This window comes from Nocardiopsis suaedae (assembly GCF_027706745.1).
Taxonomy (GTDB): domain Bacteria; phylum Actinomycetota; class Actinomycetes; order Streptosporangiales; family Streptosporangiaceae; genus Nocardiopsis_A; species Nocardiopsis_A suaedae.
In genome coordinates, this window is sequence record NZ_JAQFWP010000056.1 from 1 (window position 1) to 21,537 (window position 21,537).

The 21,537-nt window shown below is 75.2% G+C and carries 16 protein-coding genes; 13 read left to right on the forward strand and 3 right to left on the reverse strand.

Going from position 1 to position 21,537, the window contains the following annotated elements; translation table 11 throughout:
* Window positions 1-388: 388 nt before the first annotated feature.
* A complete protein-coding gene (locus O4U47_RS23440) occupies window positions 389-928 on the reverse strand; it encodes an NUDIX domain-containing protein (RefSeq protein ID WP_270680112.1) in 540 nt (179 codons plus the stop codon).
* Window positions 929-1,034: 106 nt separating this feature from the next.
* Here O4U47_RS23440 and O4U47_RS23445 point away from each other — a divergent pair, with 106 nt between their 5' ends.
* From O4U47_RS23445 to tsaD, 6 genes are all read left to right on the forward strand, one after another.
* The gene (locus tag O4U47_RS23445) at window positions 1,035-3,197 is read left to right on the forward strand and encodes a PrsW family intramembrane metalloprotease (protein WP_270680113.1); all 2,163 of its coding nucleotides are present in this window, start codon (window positions 1,035-1,037) and stop codon (window positions 3,195-3,197) included.
* A gap of 436 nt (window positions 3,198-3,633) precedes the next feature.
* The gene (gene alr / locus O4U47_RS23450) at window positions 3,634-4,764 is read left to right on the forward strand and encodes an alanine racemase (protein ID WP_270680114.1); all 1,131 of its coding nucleotides are present in this window, start codon (window positions 3,634-3,636) and stop codon (window positions 4,762-4,764) included.
* A gap of 20 nt (window positions 4,765-4,784) precedes the next feature.
* The gene (gene tsaE / locus O4U47_RS23455) at window positions 4,785-5,237 is read left to right on the forward strand and encodes a tRNA (adenosine(37)-N6)-threonylcarbamoyltransferase complex ATPase subunit type 1 TsaE (protein ID WP_270680115.1); all 453 of its coding nucleotides are present in this window, start codon (window positions 4,785-4,787) and stop codon (window positions 5,235-5,237) included.
* An 11-nt stretch (window positions 5,238-5,248) separates the two neighbouring features.
* Window positions 5,249-5,944, forward strand: coding sequence for a tRNA (adenosine(37)-N6)-threonylcarbamoyltransferase complex dimerization subunit type 1 TsaB (gene tsaB, locus O4U47_RS23460; protein ID WP_270680116.1), 696 nt, complete (start codon window positions 5,249-5,251; stop codon window positions 5,942-5,944).
* A gap of 41 nt (window positions 5,945-5,985) precedes the next feature.
* Window positions 5,986-6,438: a ribosomal protein S18-alanine N-acetyltransferase gene (gene rimI, locus O4U47_RS23465; RefSeq protein ID WP_270680144.1), complete on the forward strand. Its 453-nt coding sequence runs from the start codon at window positions 5,986-5,988 to the stop codon at window positions 6,436-6,438.
* The gene (tsaD, locus tag O4U47_RS23470) at window positions 6,435-7,475 is read left to right on the forward strand and encodes a tRNA (adenosine(37)-N6)-threonylcarbamoyltransferase complex transferase subunit TsaD (RefSeq protein WP_270680117.1); all 1,041 of its coding nucleotides are present in this window, start codon (window positions 6,435-6,437) and stop codon (window positions 7,473-7,475) included. The genes rimI and tsaD overlap by 4 nt, the downstream gene beginning before the upstream one ends.
* A gap of 82 nt (window positions 7,476-7,557) precedes the next feature.
* Here the strand turns inward: tsaD and O4U47_RS23475 are convergent, their stop codons facing one another.
* Together O4U47_RS23475 and O4U47_RS23480 are read right to left on the reverse strand one after the other, a co-directional pair.
* The gene (locus O4U47_RS23475; protein WP_270680118.1) at window positions 7,558-9,552 is read right to left on the reverse strand and encodes a hypothetical protein; all 1,995 of its coding nucleotides are present in this window, start codon (window positions 9,550-9,552) and stop codon (window positions 7,558-7,560) included.
* 376 nt (window positions 9,553-9,928) lie between these two features.
* On the reverse strand, window positions 9,929-11,215 hold the full coding sequence (locus O4U47_RS23480; protein WP_270680119.1) for a class I SAM-dependent methyltransferase: 1,287 nt from the start codon (window positions 11,213-11,215) through the stop codon (window positions 9,929-9,931).
* Window positions 11,216-11,407: 192 nt separating this feature from the next.
* Between O4U47_RS23480 and groES the strand changes: the two genes are divergently transcribed.
* From groES to O4U47_RS23515, 7 genes are all read left to right on the forward strand, one after another.
* Entirely contained in the window at window positions 11,408-11,719 is a 312-nt protein-coding gene (groES, locus tag O4U47_RS23485) for a co-chaperone GroES (RefSeq protein ID WP_184392486.1), read from the forward strand.
* A 102-nt stretch (window positions 11,720-11,821) separates the two neighbouring features.
* Window positions 11,822-13,438 carry a chaperonin GroEL gene (groL, locus tag O4U47_RS23490; protein WP_270680120.1) on the forward strand — a complete coding sequence of 539 codons (1,617 nt, stop codon included), beginning with the start codon at window positions 11,822-11,824 and terminating at the stop codon, window positions 13,436-13,438.
* Window positions 13,439-13,578: 140 nt separating this feature from the next.
* Entirely contained in the window at window positions 13,579-14,205 is a 627-nt protein-coding gene (locus tag O4U47_RS23495) for a sigma-70 family RNA polymerase sigma factor (RefSeq protein ID WP_270680121.1), read from the forward strand.
* Between the two features lie 337 nt (window positions 14,206-14,542).
* Entirely contained in the window at window positions 14,543-16,036 is a 1,494-nt protein-coding gene (gene guaB, locus O4U47_RS23500) for an IMP dehydrogenase (protein ID WP_270680122.1), read from the forward strand.
* 38 nt (window positions 16,037-16,074) lie between these two features.
* On the forward strand, window positions 16,075-17,181 hold the full coding sequence (locus O4U47_RS23505) for a GuaB3 family IMP dehydrogenase-related protein (RefSeq protein ID WP_270680145.1): 1,107 nt from the start codon (window positions 16,075-16,077) through the stop codon (window positions 17,179-17,181).
* A 123-nt stretch (window positions 17,182-17,304) separates the two neighbouring features.
* Entirely contained in the window at window positions 17,305-19,023 is a 1,719-nt protein-coding gene (locus tag O4U47_RS23510; protein WP_270680123.1) for a glycerol-3-phosphate dehydrogenase/oxidase, read from the forward strand.
* 187 nt (window positions 19,024-19,210) lie between these two features.
* Window positions 19,211-21,439 (forward strand): glycosyltransferase, encoded by a 2,229-nt coding sequence (locus O4U47_RS23515; protein ID WP_270680124.1) that lies wholly within the window; start codon window positions 19,211-19,213, stop codon window positions 21,437-21,439.
* Window positions 21,440-21,537 lie beyond the last annotated feature (98 nt).

Genomic DNA, 21,537 nt, shown 5'->3' on the forward strand with positions numbered 1-21,537 from the left:
CCACCGCCTCCCTCGCACCCCGGCGGCCCGCCGCCCGGCCAGGGCCCGTCAGCGGGGTACCGGCCGAGCCGCCGCCCGCCCGGACCGCGAGGAGCCCGGCGCCCGGCAGGCAGGCCAAGGGAACCGCCCCGCTGCTGCCGTCGCCGCCAATTTCCCTGCACCCCGGCGGCTCGCCGCCCGGCCGGGGTCCGGGAGTGGGGGACCGGCTTCGCCGTTGCTGCCCATCACGGTGACCACGCACGCACCCGGTGGCCTACTGACCCGCAGGTAGGGCCGCTGACCTCCGTCGTCGCTGCCGTCCACCCCACACCCCGGCGGCCCGCCGCCCGGCCGGGGCCCGCAAGCGGGGGACCTGCCGAGCCGTCCCCTCCCTTCGGGGATGTCCGGGTCAGGCCGCCCCGTCTCCCGCCAGGCCCAGCTCGTGGGCGGCGGCGATGCCCTTGCGCACGATGTCCACGATGAAGTAGTCGCCCGGGTCGCGGTCGTCGTGGAGGAGGTCCTCCCGCCCCTCCTCCACCCACATGAACTCGGTGTGCTTGCCCTCCTCCAGGCGCGGCGCCGACAGGTCGCCGTCGACGCGGACCAGGTAGTCCACCTCGTGCCGCTCCACACCGTCGTCCGGGGTCCACACCAGGCGGTACAGCTCCGCCTCGACCGAGCGCAGCCTCCACCCCGTCTCCTCGGCGATCTCGCGGGCCAGCGCCTCGGGCGCCGACTCGCCCGGCTCCACGTGCCCGCCCACCACGTCCCAGCAGTTCGGGAACGCCTTCCGGTCGGGGGAACGGCGCTGGGCGAAGGCCCGTCCGCGCCCGTCCACCACCACGGCGCCGACCACCCACCGGTTCCCGTCCCCGGTGTCCGGGAAGGCGATCCCCTCCCGCACCGCGACGCCGCCCGACCCTGTACCGTCCGTGTCCGTGCCGTCCATGACCGCGACCGTACCGCCCGCCCGAGCCTTCCGGCGGCCGCAGGGGCCGCGATAGCGTAGGCGCCCCTGACGCGTAGGCCACCCCCGAGCCGGCACGAGGGAGACGATGGACGTCCAGCCCATGCTCACCCGCGACCTGGTCCTGCGCGTATGCGCCAACTCCACCGAGTTCGACACCGCGTGGACCGACGACGAGCGCAAGGTCGTCGCCCCCTTCCTGGCGCCCCGCGACACCGCCCTCATCGACGCGGTCGTGCGCGGCGCCGCCGCCATGGGGGTGGAGCGGATCCTGGTCTGCCGCACCCGCGCCGAGCACGCCTACGAGCCGGTCACCGACGCCCCCGCCACCACGGGCGGCATCGTGGAGGTCATTCGCGGGTGGGGCGAGGACCCCACCGACCTGCTCGTGGCCGTGGAGGACCTGTCGGCGGCCGTGCTGGTCACCGCCGACGAGCTGACCGTGGCGGCCGGCCCCGACGCCTTCGTCCGCGCGGTCGTGGGCGCCGACGTGCCCGGGGTGCGCGCCGGGTTCGCCGAGGAGGCCCAGGACCGGCGCGACCCCGATCTGATGCGGTCCGCCCAGCGGTACGGGTGCCTGGAGCCCGGCGGCAGGCACGCCCGCACCTCCCGCGCCCCCGGCCCCGACCTGGCCGAGAAGCTGGCCGAGCGCGGCCGGTCGCTGCGCGAGCACGCCCCCGGCGCCGCCCGCGCGCTCCGCGCGGTGCGGGGCACCGTGTGCTGGGCGCTGCTCATCGTGCTCGGCATCGCCGCCGTGTTCTCGCCCGGCGTGTCCGCGGCCGTCCCGGCCGCCTTCGGCATGCTGTGGCTGCTGGTGCAGCTCGCGGTCCCCGCCCGGTCCCGCACGGTCGGGTTCGGCAGCCTGGTGCGGATCGTGCCGCTCGGGGCGCTGATGCTGTGGCCGGTGGCGTTCGCGCAGCAGACGCTCGCCGCCGCCCTCGGCCCGGCGGCGATGGACGCCGGGGCCGGGGTCTACGTGGCCGTCTACACCGAGGAGATCGGCAAACTGGTGCCGCTGCTGGTGCTGTGGCCGGTCGCGCGCCGCCGGCTCCGCCGCCTGGCCGCCGTCGACTACCTGCTGCTCGGCGCCGCCTCCGGCGCCGGATTCCACCTGGCCGAGCAGGGCCTGGCGGCGCTGGCGAGCCGCGGGGCGGTCGTCGGGGCGGCGGAGCACGGGCTGTTCACGCTGCTGCCCGGGGCGACCCAGCTCCTCCCGGACGGCCCCGTCTTCCCGGGGCACGCGGTGCTGACCGCGCTGGTCACCGGAGCGTTCGGGCTGGCCGCCGTCGGGCGCCGGCGCGCCGGGCGGTGGCTGTGGGCGCTGCCGGTGCTGGCGGCGGGCACCGCCGCCGTCGTGCACACCCGCTACAACGCGGCGGTGGAGGGGCTGGCCGTCGACCCCGTCGGGGCCTTCCTGGCCGCGCTCACCGGAGACGGCGCGCTGGTGCGGTGGATGCTCCTCGCGGTGCTGGCCGCCGCCGTCCTCCTCGACTACCGGCTGGCGCGGCCCACCGCCGACACGACGCCCCCGCTCCCCGGGGATGAACCGCTGGCGGGGCTGACCCGCGCCGCTCGCGGCCGCCAGGTGCGGGCGCGGGTCCGGGTCCCCGGCGACATCGCACCGGTGTTCCGCCGGGCGGCGCTGGCCGCCATCGGCGTGCCGGTGACGCTGGCCACCGGGGCGGCGGCGGTGGCGCACGAGCTGCAGGTGCAGTGGCGGGCGGCCCGGACGGGCCCGTCGGCGCTCTTCGACTCCTGGCGCTTCCTGCGGCACCGCCGCGCCCACGCGATGGGCGCCGCCCGGGCGGCCGGCCGCCCGTGGCGCCGGTACCCCTCGCACGCCCTGCTCGACGCGGCCCGGCGGCGCCTGGAGTCGGGCACGCCCGGGGCCGCCGCCGCGGCGGTCGTGGGCACCGCGGCCGCGGCGGCCGCCGCCCTGCCCGCACCGCCCCCGCTCGGCGCGGAACCCCAGGGGGCGGCGTACGCCCTGCCGGTGCTGCGGGCGGCGCTCGACACACTGGCGAACGGGCCGGGCGCGGAGACGGGCTGGGCCGTCGCCGGGGCCGCGGCGATCCTCGCCCTGGCCGTCGGCGGATGGTCGGTGCCGTGGTCGCCGCCCGCGGCGCGCACCCTGCTGCGCAGCCCCGGGCGGGCGGGTATGGAGATCATGGGCATGGCGGCGCCGGGCCAGCTGCCCTACGCGGCCGCGGGCCTGGCCTGCCTGCTGGTCCCGCGCCCCCCGAGGCAGTGACCGGGCGGGGCCCGCGAAGATCGCGGCAAAGGTGCGGTCGGGGAGGCGATCAGTTTGACCGCACGGGTCGGCACGATCGTGCGCAGCAGGCCGCCCCGGGCCAGGCAAGGCCGCTTGGGGCGGAGCCTGCGCTCGTCGGTGCGGGCCTGGGGCCAGTGGGCCCGGTAGCCGGTCCCGTAGCGCTTGCGCAGCCGGTGTCCGGGCGGGGAGTGGTGCATGCGGGGGTAGTGCGCTCCGCGGTGGTGGGCGCCGTTGCGGTCCGGCTCCCGGCCCACGGTAGCCGGGGCACGCCTCTGGCCCGGGCGGTGGCGGCCAGGGACGCGCCCTGGGTCCACATGTTCTCCAGCACCCCGGGTTTTGACAGCCCACTCGTCGAGATCATCGCCGACCCGCCGATGTGACGCGGGCGGTTTCCCCAGCGTGCAAAACTGATTCCATGCCACCGAACTCCGCCGAAGCCCACGTCGACCTGGGGGCCGTCGCCGAGAACACCGCGCTGCTGGCCCGCCGGGCGGGCGGCGCCGAGGTGATGGGCGTCGTCAAGGCCGACGGGTACGGGCACGGCATGCTCCCCGCCGCCCGCGCCGTGCTCGCGGGCGGCGCCACCTGGCTGGGCACGGCGTTCGTCGAAGAGGCCCTGGAGCTGCGCGCCGCCGGGATCACCGCCCCCACCGTGGCGTGGATCCTCCCGCCCGGCGCCCCGCTCGGCGCGGCCGTCGCCGCCGGCATCGAGCTCGGCGTCTCCGCCGGGCACGTGCTCGACGACGTGATCACCGCCGCCCGGACCGAGGGCCTGCCCGCCCGGGTCCACCTCAAGGCCGACACCGGGCTCAACCGGGGCGGCGTCACCGCCGACGCCTGGCCCGCCCTGACCGCCGCGGCCGCCGCCGCCGAGGCCTCCGGCGAGATCGAGGTCACCGGCGTGTTCTCGCACTTCGCGTGCGCCGACGAGCCGGGCCACCCGTCCATCGCCGCCCAGGCCTCCGCCTTCTCCGAGGCCCTGGAGATCGCCGAGAAGGCCGGGCTGCGCCCCCGCGTGCGCCACTTCGCGAACTCGGCGGCCACCCTCACCCTCCCCGAGACCCACTACGACCTGGTGCGCCCCGGCATCGCCTCCTACGGCCTGTGCCCGATCCCCGGCATGGACGTGCCCGGCCTGCGCCCGGCGATGACGATGCGCGCCCGCGTCGCCCTGGTCAAGCGGGTCCCCGCGGGCAGCGGCGTCTCCTACGGCCACCGCTACACCACCGCCGCCCCCGCCAACCTCGCGCTGGTGCCGGTCGGCTACGGCGACGGGGTGCCCCGGGCCGCCACCAACACCGCCGAGGTGCTGGTGGCCGGGCGCCGCCGCACCATCTCCGGGACGGTCTGCATGGACCAGTTCATGGTGGACCTGGGCGACGACACCGCCGAGCCCGGCGACTGGGCGGTGCTCTTCGGCGACCCCGCTCGGGGCGAGCCGGGCGCCCGGGACTGGGCGCGGCTGCTCGGCACGATCCCCTACGAGATCGTCACCCGGGTGGGGCCGCGGGTCGCGCGCACCTATTCGGGTCCCGGGGCGCCCTGAGGCCGCCTACCCTGGTACCCGTGAACCAGACCGACCTGATCCCGACCGACGCCGCCATGCGCGACCTGGGCGTGCGCCTGGCCGGCGTGCTCGCCGCGGGGGACCTGGTCATCATGTCCGGGCCGCTCGGTGCGGGCAAGACCACCCTCACCCAGGGCCTCGCCGAGGGCATGAAGGTCCGCGGCCCCATCACCTCGCCGACCTTCGTGATCTCGCGCATCCACCCCGCGCTCGCGGGCGGCCCGTCCCTGGTGCACGTGGACGCCTACCGGCTCTCCGGCGCCGACGAGCTCGACGACATCGACCTGGACATGACCCTGCCCGACGCGGTGACCGTCGTGGAGTGGGGCGAGGGCGTGGCCGAGGGGCTGAGCGACGAGCGCCTGGAGGTGGCGATCGACCGCCGCCCCGACGACACCCGCGAGGTGCGCCTGACCGGCATCGGCGCCCGCTGGGACGGCGTGCGGCTGTAGGCTGGTCGACCGTGCTGCTCCTGGCTTTCGACACCGCGACCCCGGCCGTCACCGCCGCGGTCTGCCAGGCCCCCGAGGGCGGGGGCCCACAAACCGTCCGCACCGCGGCCGCCACCTCCTCGGTGGACGCGCGCCGCCACGGTGAACTGCTCGCCCCGGCCGTCCGGGACGTCGTCGCCGAGGCCGGCGCCCGGCTCGCCGACATCGCGCACATCGCCGTGGGCGTGGGGCCTGGGCCCTACACCGGGCTGCGCGTCGGCCTGGCCACCGCGCTCTCCCTGGCCGACGCCCTGGGGGTGCCCTGCCACGGGGTGCCCACCCTGGACGCCGTCGCCTACGCCTCCGGGCGCACCGGCCCGTTCATCGCGGCCAGCGACGCCCGCCGCAAGGAGGTGTTCTGGGCCCGCTACGCCGACGCCTCCACCCGCACCGGGGAGATCGCCGTGGACCGGCCCGCGGACGTGGACACCGGCGGGCTGCCGGTGATCGGCCACGGCGCCGCGCTCTACCCCGCCGAGCTGGGCGGCGGAGCCGTCGACGCCTCCGCGTTCGAGCCGCTCTACCCCTCGGCCCCGGCCCTGGGGGAGCTGGCCCTGCGCCGCCTGCTGGCCGGGGAGGAACTGGAGCCGCCCCGGCCGCTGTACCTGCGCCGCCCCGACGCTGTGGAACCGTCCGCGCCGAAGAAGGTGGGCCAGTGGAAGGCGTGAGCGGGGACCGGCCCGGGGACGGCGGCGTCCGTATCCGGCCCATGGCGAACGAGGACGTCGCCCCGGTCATGGGACTGGAGCGCGCCCTGTTCCCCAAGGACGCCTGGACCGAGGACATGCTCCGGGGCGAGCTGTCCGAGCCCACCCGGCACTACTACGTCGCCGACCGCGGCGGCGAGCTGCTCGGGTACGCGGGCCTGCGCGCGGTGCCGCCCGAGGGCGACGTGCAGACCATCGCGGTGCGCGCCGACGCCCAGGGCCACGGCCTGGGGGCGCGCCTGCTGACCACCCTGCTCGCCGAGGCGCAGGAGCGGGGCGTCACCGAGATGTTCCTGGAGGTGCGCTCGGACAACCCGCGGGCGCGTGAGCTCTACCGCCGCTTCGGCTTCGGGGAGATCGGGGTGCGCCGCAAGTACTACCGGGACGCCGACGCGGTCGTCATGCGCCGTTCGGCGACGCCGGCCGAGCGGTCGGGCGAGGAGAGGATCCGATGAGCCGAGACGACCTCCCCCTGGTCCTGGGCATCGAGACGTCGTGCGACGAGACCGGGGTGGGCCTGGTGCGCGGCTGCACGCTGCTGGGCGAGGACGTCGCCTCCAGCGTGGAACAGCACGCCCGCTTCGGCGGCGTGGTGCCGGAGGTGGCCAGCCGCGCCCACCTGGAGGCCATGGTGCCCACGGTGCGCCGCGCCCTGGACAAGGCCGGGGCGGCGCCCTCCGACGTGGACGCGGTGGCGGTCACCGCGGGCCCGGGGCTGGCCGGGGCCCTGCTGGTGGGGGTGTCGGCGGCCAAGGCCTACGCGATGGCGCTGGACGTGCCGCTGTACGGGGTGAACCACCTGGTCGGCCACGTGGCCGTGGACCAGCTGGAGCACGGGCCGCTGCCCAAGCCCGCGGTGGCGCTGCTGGTCTCCGGCGGCCACACCTCGCTGCTGCTGGTGGAGGACCTGGCGACGCGGGTGCGGTCGCTGGGCGACACCGTCGACGACGCCGCCGGGGAGGCCTACGACAAGGTGGCCCGCCTGCTCGGGCTGCCCTACCCGGGCGGCCCGCCGATCGACCGCGCCGCCCGCGAGGGCGACCCGGGGGCGATCCGGTTCCCGCGCGGCAAGTGGGGCGACGGCACCTACGACTTCTCCTTCTCGGGGCTGAAGACGGCGGTGGCCCGCTGGGTCGAGGACGCCGGGCGCGCCGGGGAGGACCTGCCGGTGTCCGACATCGCCGCGGGGTTCCAGGAGTCGGTGGTGGACGTGCTGACCCGCAAGGCCGTCGACGCCTGCGTGGACAACGGCGTCGAGCACCTGGTGATCAGCGGCGGCGTGGCGGCCAATTCGCGGTTGCGCGCGCTGGCCGAGGAGCGCTGCGCCGAGGCCGGGGTGGAGCTGCGCGTGCCGCGCCCGAAGCTGTGCACCGACAACGGCGCGATGATCGGCGCCCTGGGGGCCGAGGTGGTGGCCGCCGGGCTGCCCCCGTCCCGCCTGGACCTGGCCACGGACACCTCGCTCCCGGTGACCCAGCCCCTGGCGCCCTGACCGGCGCCGGCCGAAGGGAAAGGGGGCGGGCCGTCGGCCCGCCCCCTTCGTGCGTCCCGCGCGGTACTACCCGTCGCCGGACCTACTCGTCGTCGTCATCGTCCTCGTCGCGGCGGCGCTTCTTGCGGCCGTCCTTGCCGCCCGGGCGCAGCAGCGCCTCGGCCAGGGCCAGCATCGTCTCCTCCAGCGCCGCCAGCCGCTTGGTCACGTCGTCGTGCGACGTCTCCACGGCCTCGCTCAGCGCCTCCTCGAACTCGTGGCGGTCCGGGCGGGCCTGTACGTCCTTGGCGATCGGGGTGAGCGCGCCGGTCAGCGCCTTCTCCAGGGCGTCCAGGCGGTCGCCGTGGTCGACCACCGGGCGCTCCACCAGCTCGGTCAGCCGCCGGTGCAGCTCGGAGACCTCCATCACCGAGGGGAGCTGCGACAGCCGCTGGTTGAGCGCCTCCAGCCGGTCGTCCACCGCCTCCAGGCGCCCGTCCACGCCGTCGATCTGGCCGTCGACGCCGTCCAGGTGGCCGTTGACCCCCTCGAACTTGCCCTCGACGCCGCCGAGCCGCCCCTCGATGCCCTCCAGGCGCCCGTTGACGCCGTCGAAGCTGCCCTCGAAGTGGCCCTCGAAGGTGTCGAACCGGTCGGTGAGCCGGCCGAGCCCGCTGTCGAAGCGGCCGCCGACGGCCTCCAGGTGCGCGTCGATGCGCTCGCCCACCGACGCCCGGTGCTCATCGGCCCGGGCGGTGAGCGCGTCGATGCCCGACTCCAGCGCGGTCTTGAGGGCCTCCAGCTCCGCCGCGGCGGCCGACCGGTCCTCGTCGGCCTGCGAGCGCAGGGTGCGCGCGGTCTCCTCCAGCCGCTCGGCCAGGTGCTCGCGGTACTGGTCGTCGCGCTCGCGCAGCTCCGAGCGGTGCAGTTCGAGCTGCTCGTGCAGCTCGCCGAGGCGCTCGCGCATGTGGGTGCGCAGCTCGCCCAGGCGCTCCTCGGTGGAGGCGGCCAGCTTGCCCACCGCGCCGGTGACGTCGGCGACCGCCGCGGTCGCCTCGGCGTGGTTCTCCTCGTTCTGGGCGGTGAGTTTGGCGGCCGCCTTGGCCAGCTCGGAGGTGAGCGCCTCGCGCTGCTCGCCGAGCGCGGTGGTCAGGGCCTGGTGGTTCTCGGCGGCGCGCGTCTCCAGTGCTTCGCGCTGCTCCTGCAGGGCCGTGGTGAGCGCCTCGTGGTTCTCGCCCACGCGCGTCTCCAGCGACTCGCGCTGCCCTTCGAGCGTGGTGGTGACGGCCTCGTGGTTCTCCGAGACGCGGGTCTCCAGCGCCTCGTGCTGCTCCCGGAGGGTCGAGGTGAGGGCCTCGTGGTTCTCGCTCGCGCGCGTCTCCAGGGCCTGGCGCTGCTCCTGCAGGGCCGTGGTCAGGGCCTCGTGGTTCTCGCTCGCGCGGGTCTCCAGGGCTTCGCGCTGCTCGCCGAGCGCGGTGGTGAGCGCCTCGTGGTTCTCGCCGACCCGGGTCTCCAGCGCGTCGTGCCGCTCGGCCAGGGCCGCCGTCAGCTCCCCGGCGCGCGTCTCCTCGGCCTCGGACAGCGACCCCAGCGCCGACTCCAGCGAGGCGACCCGCTCGGCCAGCGCCGCGACGCGCTCATCGACCCCGGTGCCGACCTCGTCCAGGCGGGTGCGGGTGCGGGCCTGGTCGTCGGAGAGCTCCTTGATCCGGTCCAGGGCGCTGGTGACGTGGTCGGCCACCCCGCGCACGTCGGCCCGCAGCGCCGGGATCTCGGCGAGCGGCTTGACCCGCTGGCCCACCATCTCGATGTGCTCGGCCAGGGTCTCGGCCCACTCCGGCGGGCGCGCCCCCAGCTCGTCGACCTTGCCCTGGACGGAGGCGACCGCCTCGGCCAGCGTGGTGAACTCGCGTTCACGGAACTCGCGCAGGAGCCATTCCATGCCCTCCAGGCGCTGACGCATCTCCTCGGTGACGGCGCCCTGGGACTTCTGCTCGGAGACCTGCTCCTGGGCGGCCCGGGACAGCAGGTCCCGCATCCGGTCGGAGATGCCGGTCTGACCTCCCCCGTTGAGGAAGTTGTGGCTGCTCTGTTCCACCGAGGCGCTCCTTATGTGCTCTGAAGAGGGCCCCCGGCCCGGACGGAAGGGACGGGGGTGGGAGAAGTCGGGACGTCGGCGCGGGGGCGGCGGGGCGCATCACCCAGCGCCAGGGGTCGAACGCGTGCGGTGACCGTCACGGGCGCGGCGGCCTGCCGGGGCGCACCGGGCCCACGGGCCGCCGCCGGACGCACCCACCGCACGGGGAGACGCCGACCGCGCGGGCCAGTTTAACGACATGGGCCTCGCTCGCCGCGGTCGAGTACCGAAGATCGGTTCCCTCCTGGAAGGTCCCCACCGCAACGCTAGTACCGGAATCTCCGGGAGTCATCGCTGTTCCGCGGAATTCCTGAAAAACGAATTTCGTCCCTTTTGTTCACGATGCGGCGCTGACCTCGGAACACAGCAGGCAGAACGGCTTCTCGCCGATCCGGGTGAGCACGACCACCACGGATCCGGGCCCCGACGGGCGGAGGTCGCGGCGGAGCCGCTCCACGTCCACGGCCGAACCGCGTTTCTTAATCGTTACGGTTCCGGCCCCCCGTGCGCGCACCGCGGCGCGCAGCCGCTTCAGCGAGAAGGGCATCGCCTCGTGCACTTCATAGGCGCGGCAGAACGGCGTCTCCACGTGTTCATCGGAGGCGATGTAGGCGATCCTCGGGTCCAGCAGCGCCCCGCCCACGCGTTCGGCCGCCTCGGCCACCAGGTGCGCCCGCACCACCGCCCCGTCCGGCTCGTACAGGTACCGCCCCACCTCCCCGACCGGCGCCTGCGCCTCCTCCGCCCCGCCGGACAGGGTGTCGGCGCGGCCGCCGCGCAGCAGGGTGGCCCGGCGCGCCGCACCGTCGGCCAGCCGGCCGAACCACAGGGCGGCCTCCTTCACCTCGCCGCCGACCGACACCCACTCGGCCGACACCCCCTGCGGGATCCGCGCGTAGGGCAGTCCGGGCGCGGCCTTCACGCAGGCCGCGGGGGCCGCCGACGCCAGCTCCTCCACCGTGCCCCACGCGGGGGAGTAGGCGTCGGGGTCGAACACCCGCCCCCGGCCGCCGCGCCGCGCGGGGTCGCAGAAGACGGCGCCGGTGTCCGGGCCGGGCCTCCAGTCCGGACCGACCGTGCCGACGCGGGCGCGCGCCCGGTCGTCCACGCCCAGCGCCGTGAAGTTGGCGGAGGCCGCCGCCGCCGTGGCGGGGTCGGCGTCCACCGCGTCCACCCGCATCCCCGCCTCGGCCAGTGCCACCGCGTCCGCCCCGATGCCGCAGCACAGGTCGGCCACCCGGGTCCCCGGCCCGAGCGCGGAGGCGAACCGGGCGGCCCGGTGCCGCGCCGCCTCGGCGCGTGTGGCCTGCTCCAGCCCGTTGGGGGTGAAGAACATGCGGTCGGCGCGTTCACCGAACTTCTCTCTCGCGCGCGAGCGCAGGCGCGCCTGCGTCAGCGCCGCCGCGGCCGCGTCGGCGGGGGAGGGCGGAGCGCCCTGCCCGGCGAGCTGTCCGGCCAGTTCGTCCGCGCGCTCCTCGGCGAACGCCCGCAGCCGGGTCGCGGCCCGGAGCGCGTCCGCGCCCTCCTCCTCGCGCGCCGCCCGCTCCAGCAGCTCCGCGCCCACCGGCGTGAGCAGCGCCGCCAGCGGCGCCGCGGCCCGCTCACCAGGCCCTGTCCCGGACAATGCTTTCCCCCTGTGACCAGTTGTTTGACGCGCCCGAGAGGCCGGGCTAATGTTCCGTACTGGCACTCTCGACGGTAGAGTGCTAACCGCGACGAGGCCGGTCTGGCACCCGCGACGGCAGGCCGCCGTGGTCGCCCCTTTTGACAAGAATGCCGTCCCGCATCATCGAACCTGAAGGGGGAGGTCACACCCGTGTCGACCGCCACCAAGACCGTCCTGAAGCCGCTTGAGGACCGCGTCGTCGTCAAGACGCTCGAGGCCGAGCAGACCACCGCCTCCGGCCTGGTCATCCCGGACACCGCCAAGGAGAAGCCCCAGGAGGGCGAGGTCCTGGCCGTGGGCCCGGGCCGCTGGGACGAGGACGGCGACAAGCGCATCCCGCTGGATGTCAAGGTCGGCGACGTCGTTCTGTACAGCAAGTACGGCGGCACCGAGGTCAAGTACGACAACGAGGAGTACCTCGTCCTCTCCGCCCGCGACCTGCTCGCGGTCGTCGAGAAGTAGGACCTCCTCGCCCGCGCTCCGCGCGCGGTGCACCAGCCCCGGCCGGCCCACGTGCCGGGCGGGGCTTTCGCACATCACCGTACTTGCGCGAAAGAGGCAACCATGCCCAAGATCCTGGAATTCAAGGAGGAGGCCCGCCGCTCCCTGGAGCGCGGCGTGGACCGCCTCGCCGACGCCGTCAAGGTGACGCTCGGCCCCAAGGGCCGCAACGTCGTCATCGACAAGAAGTTCGGCGCCCCGACGATCACCAACGACGGCGTCACCGTGGCCCGCGAGATCGAGCTGGAGGACCCCTACGAGGACCTGGGGGCCCAGCTCGTCAAGGAGGTCGCGACCAAGACCAACGACGCCGCCGGCGACGGGACCACCACCGCCACCGTGCTGGCCCAGGCCCTGGTCAAGGAGGGGCTGCGCAGCGTCGCCGCCGGCGCCTCCCCGGTCGCGCTGAAGAAGGGCATCGCCGCCGCCGCCGAGGCCGTCTCCGCGGCCCTGGTGGAGCGCGCCCGCGAGGTCGGCGAGCGCGCCGACATCGCCTACGTGGCCACCAACTCCGCCCAGGACGCCCAGATCGGCGACCTGATCGCCGAGGCGTTCGACAAGGTGGGCAAGGACGGGGTCATCACCGTCGAGGAGTCCCCGGCCATGGGCCTGGACCTGCAGTTCACCGAGGGGCTGCAGTTCGACAAGGGCTACGTCTCGCCCTACTTCGTCACCGACGGGGACCGCCAGGAGGCCGTCCTGGAGAACGCCCTGATCCTCATCCACCAGGGCAAGATCTCCAACCTCAACGACCTGCTGCCGCTGCTGGAGAAGATCGTCCAGCAGAAGAAGCCGCTGCTGATCATCGCCGAGGACATCGAGGGCGACGCGCTGGGCGCGCTGGTCCTCAACAAGATCCGCGGCGCCCTCAACGTCGCCGCGGTCAAGGCGCCCGGCTTCGGTGAGCGCCGCAAGGCGATGCTGCAGGACATCGCGGTCCTCACCGGCGGCCAGGTCATCGCCGAGGAGGTCGGCCTGACCCTGGAGAACGCCGAGATCGACGTGCTGGGCACCGCCCGCCGCATCACCGTCACCAAGGACGACACCACCGTCGTCGACGGCGGCGGCGAGCAGTCCGAGGTCGACGACCGGGTCCGCCAGATCCGCAAGGAGATCGAGGCCAGCGACTCCGACTGGGACCGCGAGAAGCTCCAGGAGCGGCTGGCCAAGCTGGCCGGCGGGGTCTCGGTGCTGCGCGTGGGCGCGGCCACCGAGGTCGAGCTCAAGGAGAAGAAGCACCGCCTGGAGGACGCGATCTCGGCCACCCGCGCCGCGATCGAGGAGGGCATCGTCCCCGGCGGCGGCGCCTCGCTGGTGCACGCCGCCGCGGCCCTGGACGGCCTGGAGCTGTCCGGCGACGAGGCCACCGGCGCCGACATCGTGCGCCGCGCCCTGCCCGAGCCGGCCCGCTGGATCGCGGTCAACGCCGGCGAGGAGGGGTACGTGGTCACCTACAAGATCGCCGAGATGGACCCGGGGCAGGGCTTCAACGCCGCCACCGGCACCTACGGCGAGCTGATGTCGCAGGGCATCATCGACCCGGTCAAGGTCACCCGTTCCGCGGTGGAGAACGCCGCCTCCATCGCCGGCATGCTGCTCACCACCGAGGCCCTGGTGGTGGACAAGCCGGAGGAGGACGAGGGCGAGGCCGCCGGGCACGGCCACGGCCACGGGCACTAGAGCCCGCGCTGCACTACCATGCGTGCCCCGGGGTCCCACCCGGGGCACGCGTGTTTTACCCGGCATTTCCGCCAAATGTGATCATTCTGTATCCGTGGTTCGTGACGTTAAGGGGCCGTGCTCGGGGCATGATTCGGAGCGTGACGGATCAACGCGCCGCCGGGGCCACGCTGGCCAGGCGCTCGGCACCCCGGCGCCCAGCGACCGATGACGCGGAGCTGGGGCGGCTGACCTCGCTCGCGGTCCAGGGGGACCACGGCGCGGTCGACTCGCTCCTACGCGAGATCCGCCCCATGGTGGTCCGGTACTGCCGGGCCCGGCTCTCCCGGGTCTCCGGGTACGCCCACTACTCCGACGACGTGGCCCAGGAGGTGTGCATCGCGCTGCTGTCGGCCCTGCCCCGCTACGAGGACATGGGCCGCCCCTTCGCCGCGTTCGTCTTCGGGATCGCCGCCCACAAGGTCGCCGACGCCCTGCGCACCTCCACCCGTGCCGACGTGCCCACCGACGCGGTCCCCGACCGGCCGGACGATGGGCCCTCGCCCGAGGAGGCGGCGGTGCGCAGCGTGGAGGCCGAACGGGCCCGGGCCCTCCTGGAAGAACTCCCCGAGCAGCAGCGGCGGCTGCTCGTGATGCGCGTGATTGCGGGACTATCAGCGGATGAGACCGGACATGTACTCGGAATGTCGGCGGGCGCGGTACGGGTTGCCCAGCACCGAGCTCTTGCTCGGCTTCGGCATGTGGCCCTGGCGAACCGCCTCTTCTGAGCGGCCCGGCCACGCCGCCCGCACCCCCGGCCCGCGCGGCTGCCGCCGCCCCTCCCGCATCACGCGCGACCGCTGGTGCCGCGCCCGCCTCCCCCGCCTGTGAGCCCGTTCACGGGGTGGACGCGTGTCCAGGGGATCCAGGGCGTGCTGTGCGGGTCACGACCTACTGCGCGACGCCCGGGCACGCCCCTCGCTGCGTCCTCATCGGTCGACGGAACACCCAGGCTGACTCCCTCTTCGTCCTTGCGATGAACGCACCCGGACGCCGCTCGCTACGGCCGTGACCCGCACAGCACGCCCTAAGATGGACACCAACGCGCGAGTGGTTGGGATATCCATGACACAGCTTTACACGGGGGAGGGCGGCAAGGTCCTTCCGCCCGGACTCACCTACGACGACGTCCTGCTGGTGCCGGCGTACTCGGACCTGCAGCCCGGCGGGGCCGACACCTCCACGCGGCTGTCCCGCGGCATCGAGCTGCGCATCCCGCTGCTGTCGGCGGCCATGGACACGGTCACCGAGGCGCGCACCGCGGTCGCCATGGCCCGCCAGGGCGGCGCCGGGGTGCTGCACCGCAACCTCTCCGCCGAGGACCAGGCCGCCCAGGTCGACCTGGTCAAGCGCTCCGAGGCCGGGATGGTCACCGACCCGGTCACCTGCGCCCCCGACGACACCCTCGCCGACGTGGAGCGCCTCAGCGCCCACTACCGCATCTCCGGCGCCCCCGTCACCGACGCCGACGGCCGCCTCGTCGGCATGGTCACCAACCGCGACATGCGCTTCGAGACCGACCGGGGCCGCCGCGTGCGCGACGTGATGTCCCCGATGCCGCTGGTCACCGCGCCGGTGGGGGTCGGCCGCGAGGAGGCGCTGCGCCTGCTGCGCGAGAACAAGGTGGAGAAGCTCCCCCTGGTCGACGCCGAGGGGCGGCTGCGCGGGCTCATCACCGTCAAGGACTTCATCAAGAGCGAGCAGTTCCCCGACGCCACCAAGGACGCCGACGGGCGGCTGGTGGTCGGCGCGGCCGTGGGGGTGGGCGCCGACGCGGTCGAGCGCGCCAAGCGGCTCGTCGAGGCCGGGGTGGACTTCCTGGTCGTGGACACCGCGCACGGCCACTCCGCCGGGGTGCTGGAGACCGTGTCCACCCTCAAGGGCAACGCCGACGTGGACGTGGTGGCGGGCAACATCGCCACCCGGGACGGCGCGCAGGCCCTCATCGACGCCGGCGCCGACGGCGTCAAGGTCGGGGTGGGCCCCGGCTCCATCTGCACCACCCGGGTCGTCGCCGGGGTGGGCGCCCCCCAGGTCACCGCCGTGATGGAGGCCGCCAAGGCGGCCGGCCCGGCCGGGGTGCCGGTCATCGCCGACGGCGGCCTGCAGTACTCGGGCGACATCGCCAAGGCGGTCGTCGCCGGGGCGAGCACCGTGATGCTGGGCAGCCTGCTGGCCGGGGTCGAGGAGAGCCCGGGCGAGCTGATCTTCATCAACGGCAAGCAGTACAAGACCTACCGCGGCATGGGGTCGCTGGGCGCCATGCGCGGCCGCTCCTTCTCCAAGGACCGCTACTCCCAGGCCGAGGTCACCACCGAGGAGAAGCTCGTCCCCGAGGGCGTGGAGGGGCAGGTGCCCTACCGCGGACCGCTGGAGGCCGTCGCCCACCAGCTCGTGGGCGGGCTGCGCCAGTCCATGTGGTACGCCGGGGCGCGCACCGTCGACGATCTGCGGGAGAACGGGCGCCTCATGCAGATCACCGCGGCCGGGCTCAAGGAGAGCCACCCGCACGACATCCAGATGACCGTCGAGGCGCCGAACTACAGCGGCCGCAAGTAGCAGGACGTAGCAGCGAGGAGAGCGAAGCGTTGGCTCAGGTGGAGATCGGGCTGGGCAAGAACGGGCGCCGGGCGTACGAGCTCGACGAGATCGGGATCGTCCCCGCCCGCCGCACCCGCGACCCCGAGGAGGTGTCGATCGCCTGGCAGATCGACGCCTACCGGTTCGAGATGCCGCTGGTCGCCAGCCCCATGGACAGCGTGTCGTCCCCGAGGACCGCGGTCGCCCTGGGGCGCCACGGCGGTCTGGGCGTGCTGGACCTGGAAGGGCTGTGGACCCGGTACGAGGACCCCGAACCGCTGCTGGCCGAGATCAGCGAACTGGACGACGAGGCCGCGACCGAGCGCCTGCAGGCGATCTACGCCGCGCCGATCAAGGAGGAGCTGATCGGCCGCCGGATCGAGGAGATCCGCTCCTCCGGCGTCGTCGCCGCCGCGCGGCTCTCCCCGCAGCGCACCGCCCAGTACCACAAGGCGGTGCTGGACGCCGGGGTGGACCTGTTCGTCATCCGCGGCACCACCGTCTCCGCCGAGCACGTCTCGGGCCGCGCCGAGCCGCTCAACCTCAAGCAGTTCATCTACGACCTGGACGTGCCGGTGGTGGTGGGCGGCTGCGCCACCTACACCGCGGCGCTGCACCTGATGCGCACCGGCGCCGCCGGGGTGCTGGTGGGCTTCGGCGGCGGCGCCGGGCACACCACCCGTTCGGTGCTGGGCGTGGCGGTGCCGATGGCCAGCGCCGTCGGCGACGTGGCCGCCGCCCGCCGGGACTACCTCGACGAGTCCGGCGGCCGGTACGTGCACGTCATCGCCGACGGCGGGATGACCGGCAGCGGCGACATCGCCAAGGCGCTGGCGTGCGGCGCCGACGCGGTGATGGTCGGCTCCCCGCTGGCCCGCGCCGCCGAGGCCCCGGGCGGCGGCTACCACTGGGGCAGCGAAGCGCACCACGGTGAGCTGCCGCGCGGCGAGCGGGTGCAGGTGGGCACCGTCGGCGACCTGGAGGCCATCCTCAACGGCCCGGCGCACGCCGGGGACGGGTCGATGAACCTGCTCGGGGCGCTGCGGCGGACCATGGCCACCGCGGGCTACTCCGACCTGAAGGAGTTCCAGCGGGTCGAGGTCGTCGTCAACCCGCACCGGTAGCGCGCCGCCGCGCCGCACCGCCGACGCGCCCTCCCCGCCCCGACGTGTCACCCGGGCCCCGCGCGGGCACCGGGTTAGCCTGAGGGGCGGGGAGTAGCGGCAGGAACCGTTCGGGAGGCGGCAATGGCGGCGACCACACGCTTGGGACCGGAGGAGCGGGCCGAGAGCCTGGCCCGCATGTCGACCGAGGAGCTGGACGTCCTCGTCGTCGGCGGCGGAATCGTCGGGGCGGGCACCGCCCTGGACGCGGTGGCGCGCGGGCTGAAGGTGGGCCTGATCGAGGCCCGCGACTTCGCCTCGGGCACCTCCAGCAGATCCAGCAAGCTCATCCACGGCGGCCTGCGCTACCTGGAGCAGCTCGACTTCGAGCTGGTCCGCGAGGCCCTGACCGAGCGCGGGCTGCTGCTCCAGCGCATCGCCCCGCACCTGGTGCGCCCGGTGCCGTTCGTCTTCCCCTTCACCCACCACTGGGAGCGCCCCTACATCGGGGCCGGCGTCGCCCTGTACGACACCCTGTCGATGACCATGGGCACCTCCCGCGGGCTGCCGCACCACCGCCACCTGACCCGGTCGGGGGCGCTGCGGGTGTTCCCCGCGCTGCGCCGCGACGCCCTGGTCGGGGCGGTGCAGTACTGGGACGCCCAGGTCGACGACGCCCGCTACGTGGTCACCGTGCTGCGCACCGCCGCCGGGCTCGGCGCCCGGGTGGCCTCCCGGGTGCAGGCCACCTCCTTCCTGCGGGAGGGGGAGCACGTCACCGGCGCCCGCGCCACCGACCTGGAGACCGGCGAGGAGCTCCAGATCCGGGCCAAGCAGGTGGTCAACGCCGCCGGGGTGTGGACCGACGACATCCAGGAGATGGTCGGCGGGCGCGGGCAGATCCACGTGCGCGCCTCCAAGGGCATCCACCTGGTGGTGCCGCGCGACCGCATCCAGGCCTCCTCCGGGCTGATCCTGCGTACCGAGAAGAGCGTGCTGTTCGTCATCCCGTGGGGGCGGCACTGGGTGATCGGCACCACCGACACCTCCTGGGACCTGGACAAGGCGCACCCCGCCGCCAGCCGCAGCGACATCGACTACCTGCTCGACCAGGTCAACCGGGTGCTGCGGGTGCCGCTGACCCGCGACGACGTGGAGGGGGTGTACGCCGGGCTGCGGCCGCTGCTGTCCGGCGAGTCCGACGAGACCTCCAAGCTGTCCCGCGAGCACACGGTGGCGCACCCCGTGCCGGGACTGGTGCTGATCGCCGGGGGCAAGTACACGACCTACCGGGTGATGGCCAAGGACGCGGTGGACGCGGTCGCCCACGGGCTGGACGGGCGCATCCCGGACTCGGTGACCGACCGGCTGCCGCTGGCCGGGGCCGACGGGTACGCGGCGCTGTGGAACCAGCGCCGGGCCATCGCCCGCGACGCCGACCTGCACCCCTCGCGGGTGGCGCACCTGCTGCGCCGGTACGGGTCGATGGCCTCCGAGGTGCTGGACCTGATGAAGGAGGACCCGGAGCTCAAGGAGCCGCTGGCGGGGGCCGACGACTACCTGCGGGCCGAGGTGGTCTACGCGGCCCGCAGCGAGGGGGCGCGCCACCTCGACGACGTGCTCACCCGGCGGACCCGGGCGGCGATCGAGACGTGGGACCGCGGCATCGCGGCCGCCCCGGAGGCGGCGCGCCTGATGGCGGGCCCGCTGGGATGGGACGACGCGCAGGTCGAACGCGAGGTCGAGTACTACCGCAAGCGCATCGAGGCCGAGCGCGCGGCCCAGGAGCAGGACACCGACCAGGAGGCGGACGCCGCACAGCACGGCGCGCCCGAGGTCGTCCCCGAGGACCTGGTGACCTGACCGGGAGGGGCGCCCCCCTCGTCGATGATCTCGGGAAGAACGGCGCTACGAACGCGGTTTTAGCGTCGCTTTTCCCGAGATCAACGGGACTGGGCTGGGCCCGGCCCCGTCCGTCCTTTGTGGTCCTTTGTCGGACTTTTGCCCGCGGCCCGGGACGCCCTCCCGGGCCGCGTCCTAACCTGCAGACGTGGCCGTACTCAGCGCAGTCGTGTGCGTCGCGGGCACCGGGGACGAGCGTGACGACCCCCGGGAGTGCCTGCGCTCCATCGCCGGGCAGACCCTCGGGGACGTGGAGACCCTCGTCGTCGAGGCCGACGGCGACGGGCCCGGGGCGGCGCGCAACGCCGGCGCCGCGCGCGCGACCGGCGAGTTCCTCGCCTTCGTCGACGCCGCCGACCGCCTGCCGCCCTACGCCTTCGGCGCCATGGTCAACGGCCTGCGCGCCTCCGGCTCCGACTTCGCCACGGCCGCACAGTGCGCCGCCGCGTCCCGCGTGCCCGAGGCGCCCGTCCTGGGCACCCACATCAGCGAGCGGCCCGAACTCCTCGGCGACCACTCCGCCACGGGGAAGGTGTGGCGCCGCGCCTTCTGGGAGTCCGAGGGGCTGGCCTTCCCCGAGCACACCGGGCGCGCCGCCGAGATGCGCCTGGTCGTCCCCGCGCACTTCGCCGCGGGGGCCGTCGACGTGCACACCGGGCGCTTCGCGCTGGGGCCCGACCCCGCCGCGGCGGCCGCCGGAGCCCCGCCCGAGGAGCTGTTCGCCGTCGTGCGGGCCACGGCGGGCGCCGTCGCCGCCGCTGCGGGCGAGGCCGACCGGGGCGACTGGGACGCCCACGCGCTGACCGGGGTGCTCGCCGACGCGCTGCGGCGGGCCGCCGCCGAGGACGAGGGCGCCGGGCTGGGCGCCTTCGGCGAGGTCGCCAACTCCTACCTGGACACCGTGGACCCGCGGGTGCTGCGGCGGCTCCCGGTGCTCGACCGCCTCGCCTGGTACCTGGTCCGCCGGCACATGCCCGACGAGCTGCAGCGGCTGCTCGCCTTCGCCCGCGAGGCCGGTCCCGAGGGCCTGCGCGCGCACGCCTACGCGGTGCGCCACGGCACCCGCTGGTACGCCGACTACCCCTTCCACGACGACCCGCTGGCCGAGGTGCCGCAGGCCCTCTACCGGCTCGACTCCGAACTGGACATCGAACAGCGCGCCGAGGAGGCGCGCTGGGACGGGCCGCGGCTGGCCGTGCGCGGGCGGCTGCGCCTGGGGTTCCTGCCGCCGGACGGGCGGTTCCGCCAGTACCTGAGGGCCCGCGCGGTCAACCGCGGCACCGGGGCCAAGGCGCGCGTGCGCGTGTGGATCCGCCCCGCCAACGCCTTCGACGAGCCGCGCGGGGCCGTCGCCGCCCGCCGCGACTGGGGCGGGTACGAGCTGCGGCTGGACGCGCGCGACCTGACGGCCAACGGCACCTGGCGCCCGGGGGAGTGGAACGTCGACCTGTGGGCGGTCAACCGGGGGGTCACCCGCCGCGCGCGGCTGGCCGCGCCCGAGCACGGCGCGGCGTGCCGCCCGCCCGCCGCGGAGGTGGAGCCGGGGGTGTGGGTGCGCCCCGAATGGCGGCGCGACGGGCTGGTGCTCGTCGTCGACCCGCTGCGGGCGCGCATCGACGCCTGCGCGTTCGAGGACGGGCGGCTGGAGCTGTCCGGCCCCGTCGCCGCCGAGGTGCTGGACCGGACGCGGCTGCGCCTGACCCGGCGGCCCGGCGACGCGGCGCTGGACGTGCCGATGGAGCGGGACCGCGCCCAGGGGAGGTTCACCGCCAGGGTGCCGCTGGACGAGCTGACCGGGGGGTTCGCCGAGCGCAGCGCCGCACCGGGGGGACCGGAGTCGGCCGAGCTGTGGGACTGCGCCCTGGTGGTGGACGGCAGGGTGGAGGCCCGCGTCGCCCTGGAGGGGAACAAGGCCGAGGGCGCCGGGCAGGTGGGGCCGGACCGCGCGGTCGCGGTCGAGCACGATGGGCCCGGCTGGGCGGTGCTCCGGGCCGGGCTGACGGCGCCGGTGGTGGCCGGAGCCGAGTGGCGCGACGGCGAGCTGCGGCTGTCGGGGCCGTTCCCGGTCCGGGCGGCCGCCGCCGAGCTGGTGCTGACCGACGCGGCGACGGGCGCGTCCACCCGGGCCTCCGCGAGCGTGGACGGTGAGCACTTCTCCGCCGTGGTCCCCGCCGACCTGCCGGACGGCCGGCACCGGGCGGTGCTGGACCTCGCCCGCGACGACGGCTCCCGCGAACGCCGCCCCCTAGTGGTGGAGGGGGCGCTTCTCGATGAACTCCCCTTCGCGGGGTCGGCGGCGGGCGGCCGCCCGCTGTCCCTGGACGCGGATTCCCCGAGGGAACCGCTGCTGGTGGCGGGCCCGGACGCGATGCCGTAGCGGTCGGAGCCGGGGAACCCGCTCCGCCCGTGCCGTCGCCGCCGACCTTCCGCCCCGCTCCTTGGGCGAGCCTTTGCCCGGCCGTGACCGTGTCGCGG

Excerpts from the sequence above, each read along its gene's own strand:
- O4U47_RS23440 (WP_270680112.1), bottom strand. The coding sequence starts at position 928 with ATGGACGGCACGGACACGGACGGTACAGGGTCGGGCGGCGTCGCGGTG.
- O4U47_RS23445 (WP_270680113.1), top strand. The coding sequence starts at position 1,035 with ATGGACGTCCAGCCCATGCTCACCCGCGACCTGGTCCTGCGCGTATGC.
- alr (WP_270680114.1), top strand. The coding sequence starts at position 3,634 with ATGCCACCGAACTCCGCCGAAGCCCACGTCGACCTGGGGGCCGTCGCC.
- rimI (WP_270680144.1), top strand. The coding sequence starts at position 5,986 with ATGGCGAACGAGGACGTCGCCCCGGTCATGGGACTGGAGCGCGCCCTG.
- tsaD (WP_270680117.1), top strand. The coding sequence starts at position 6,435 with ATGAGCCGAGACGACCTCCCCCTGGTCCTGGGCATCGAGACGTCGTGC.
- groL (WP_270680120.1), top strand. The coding sequence starts at position 11,822 with ATGCCCAAGATCCTGGAATTCAAGGAGGAGGCCCGCCGCTCCCTGGAG.
- guaB (WP_270680122.1), top strand. The coding sequence starts at position 14,543 with ATGACACAGCTTTACACGGGGGAGGGCGGCAAGGTCCTTCCGCCCGGA.
- O4U47_RS23510 (WP_270680123.1), top strand. The coding sequence starts at position 17,305 with ATGGCGGCGACCACACGCTTGGGACCGGAGGAGCGGGCCGAGAGCCTG.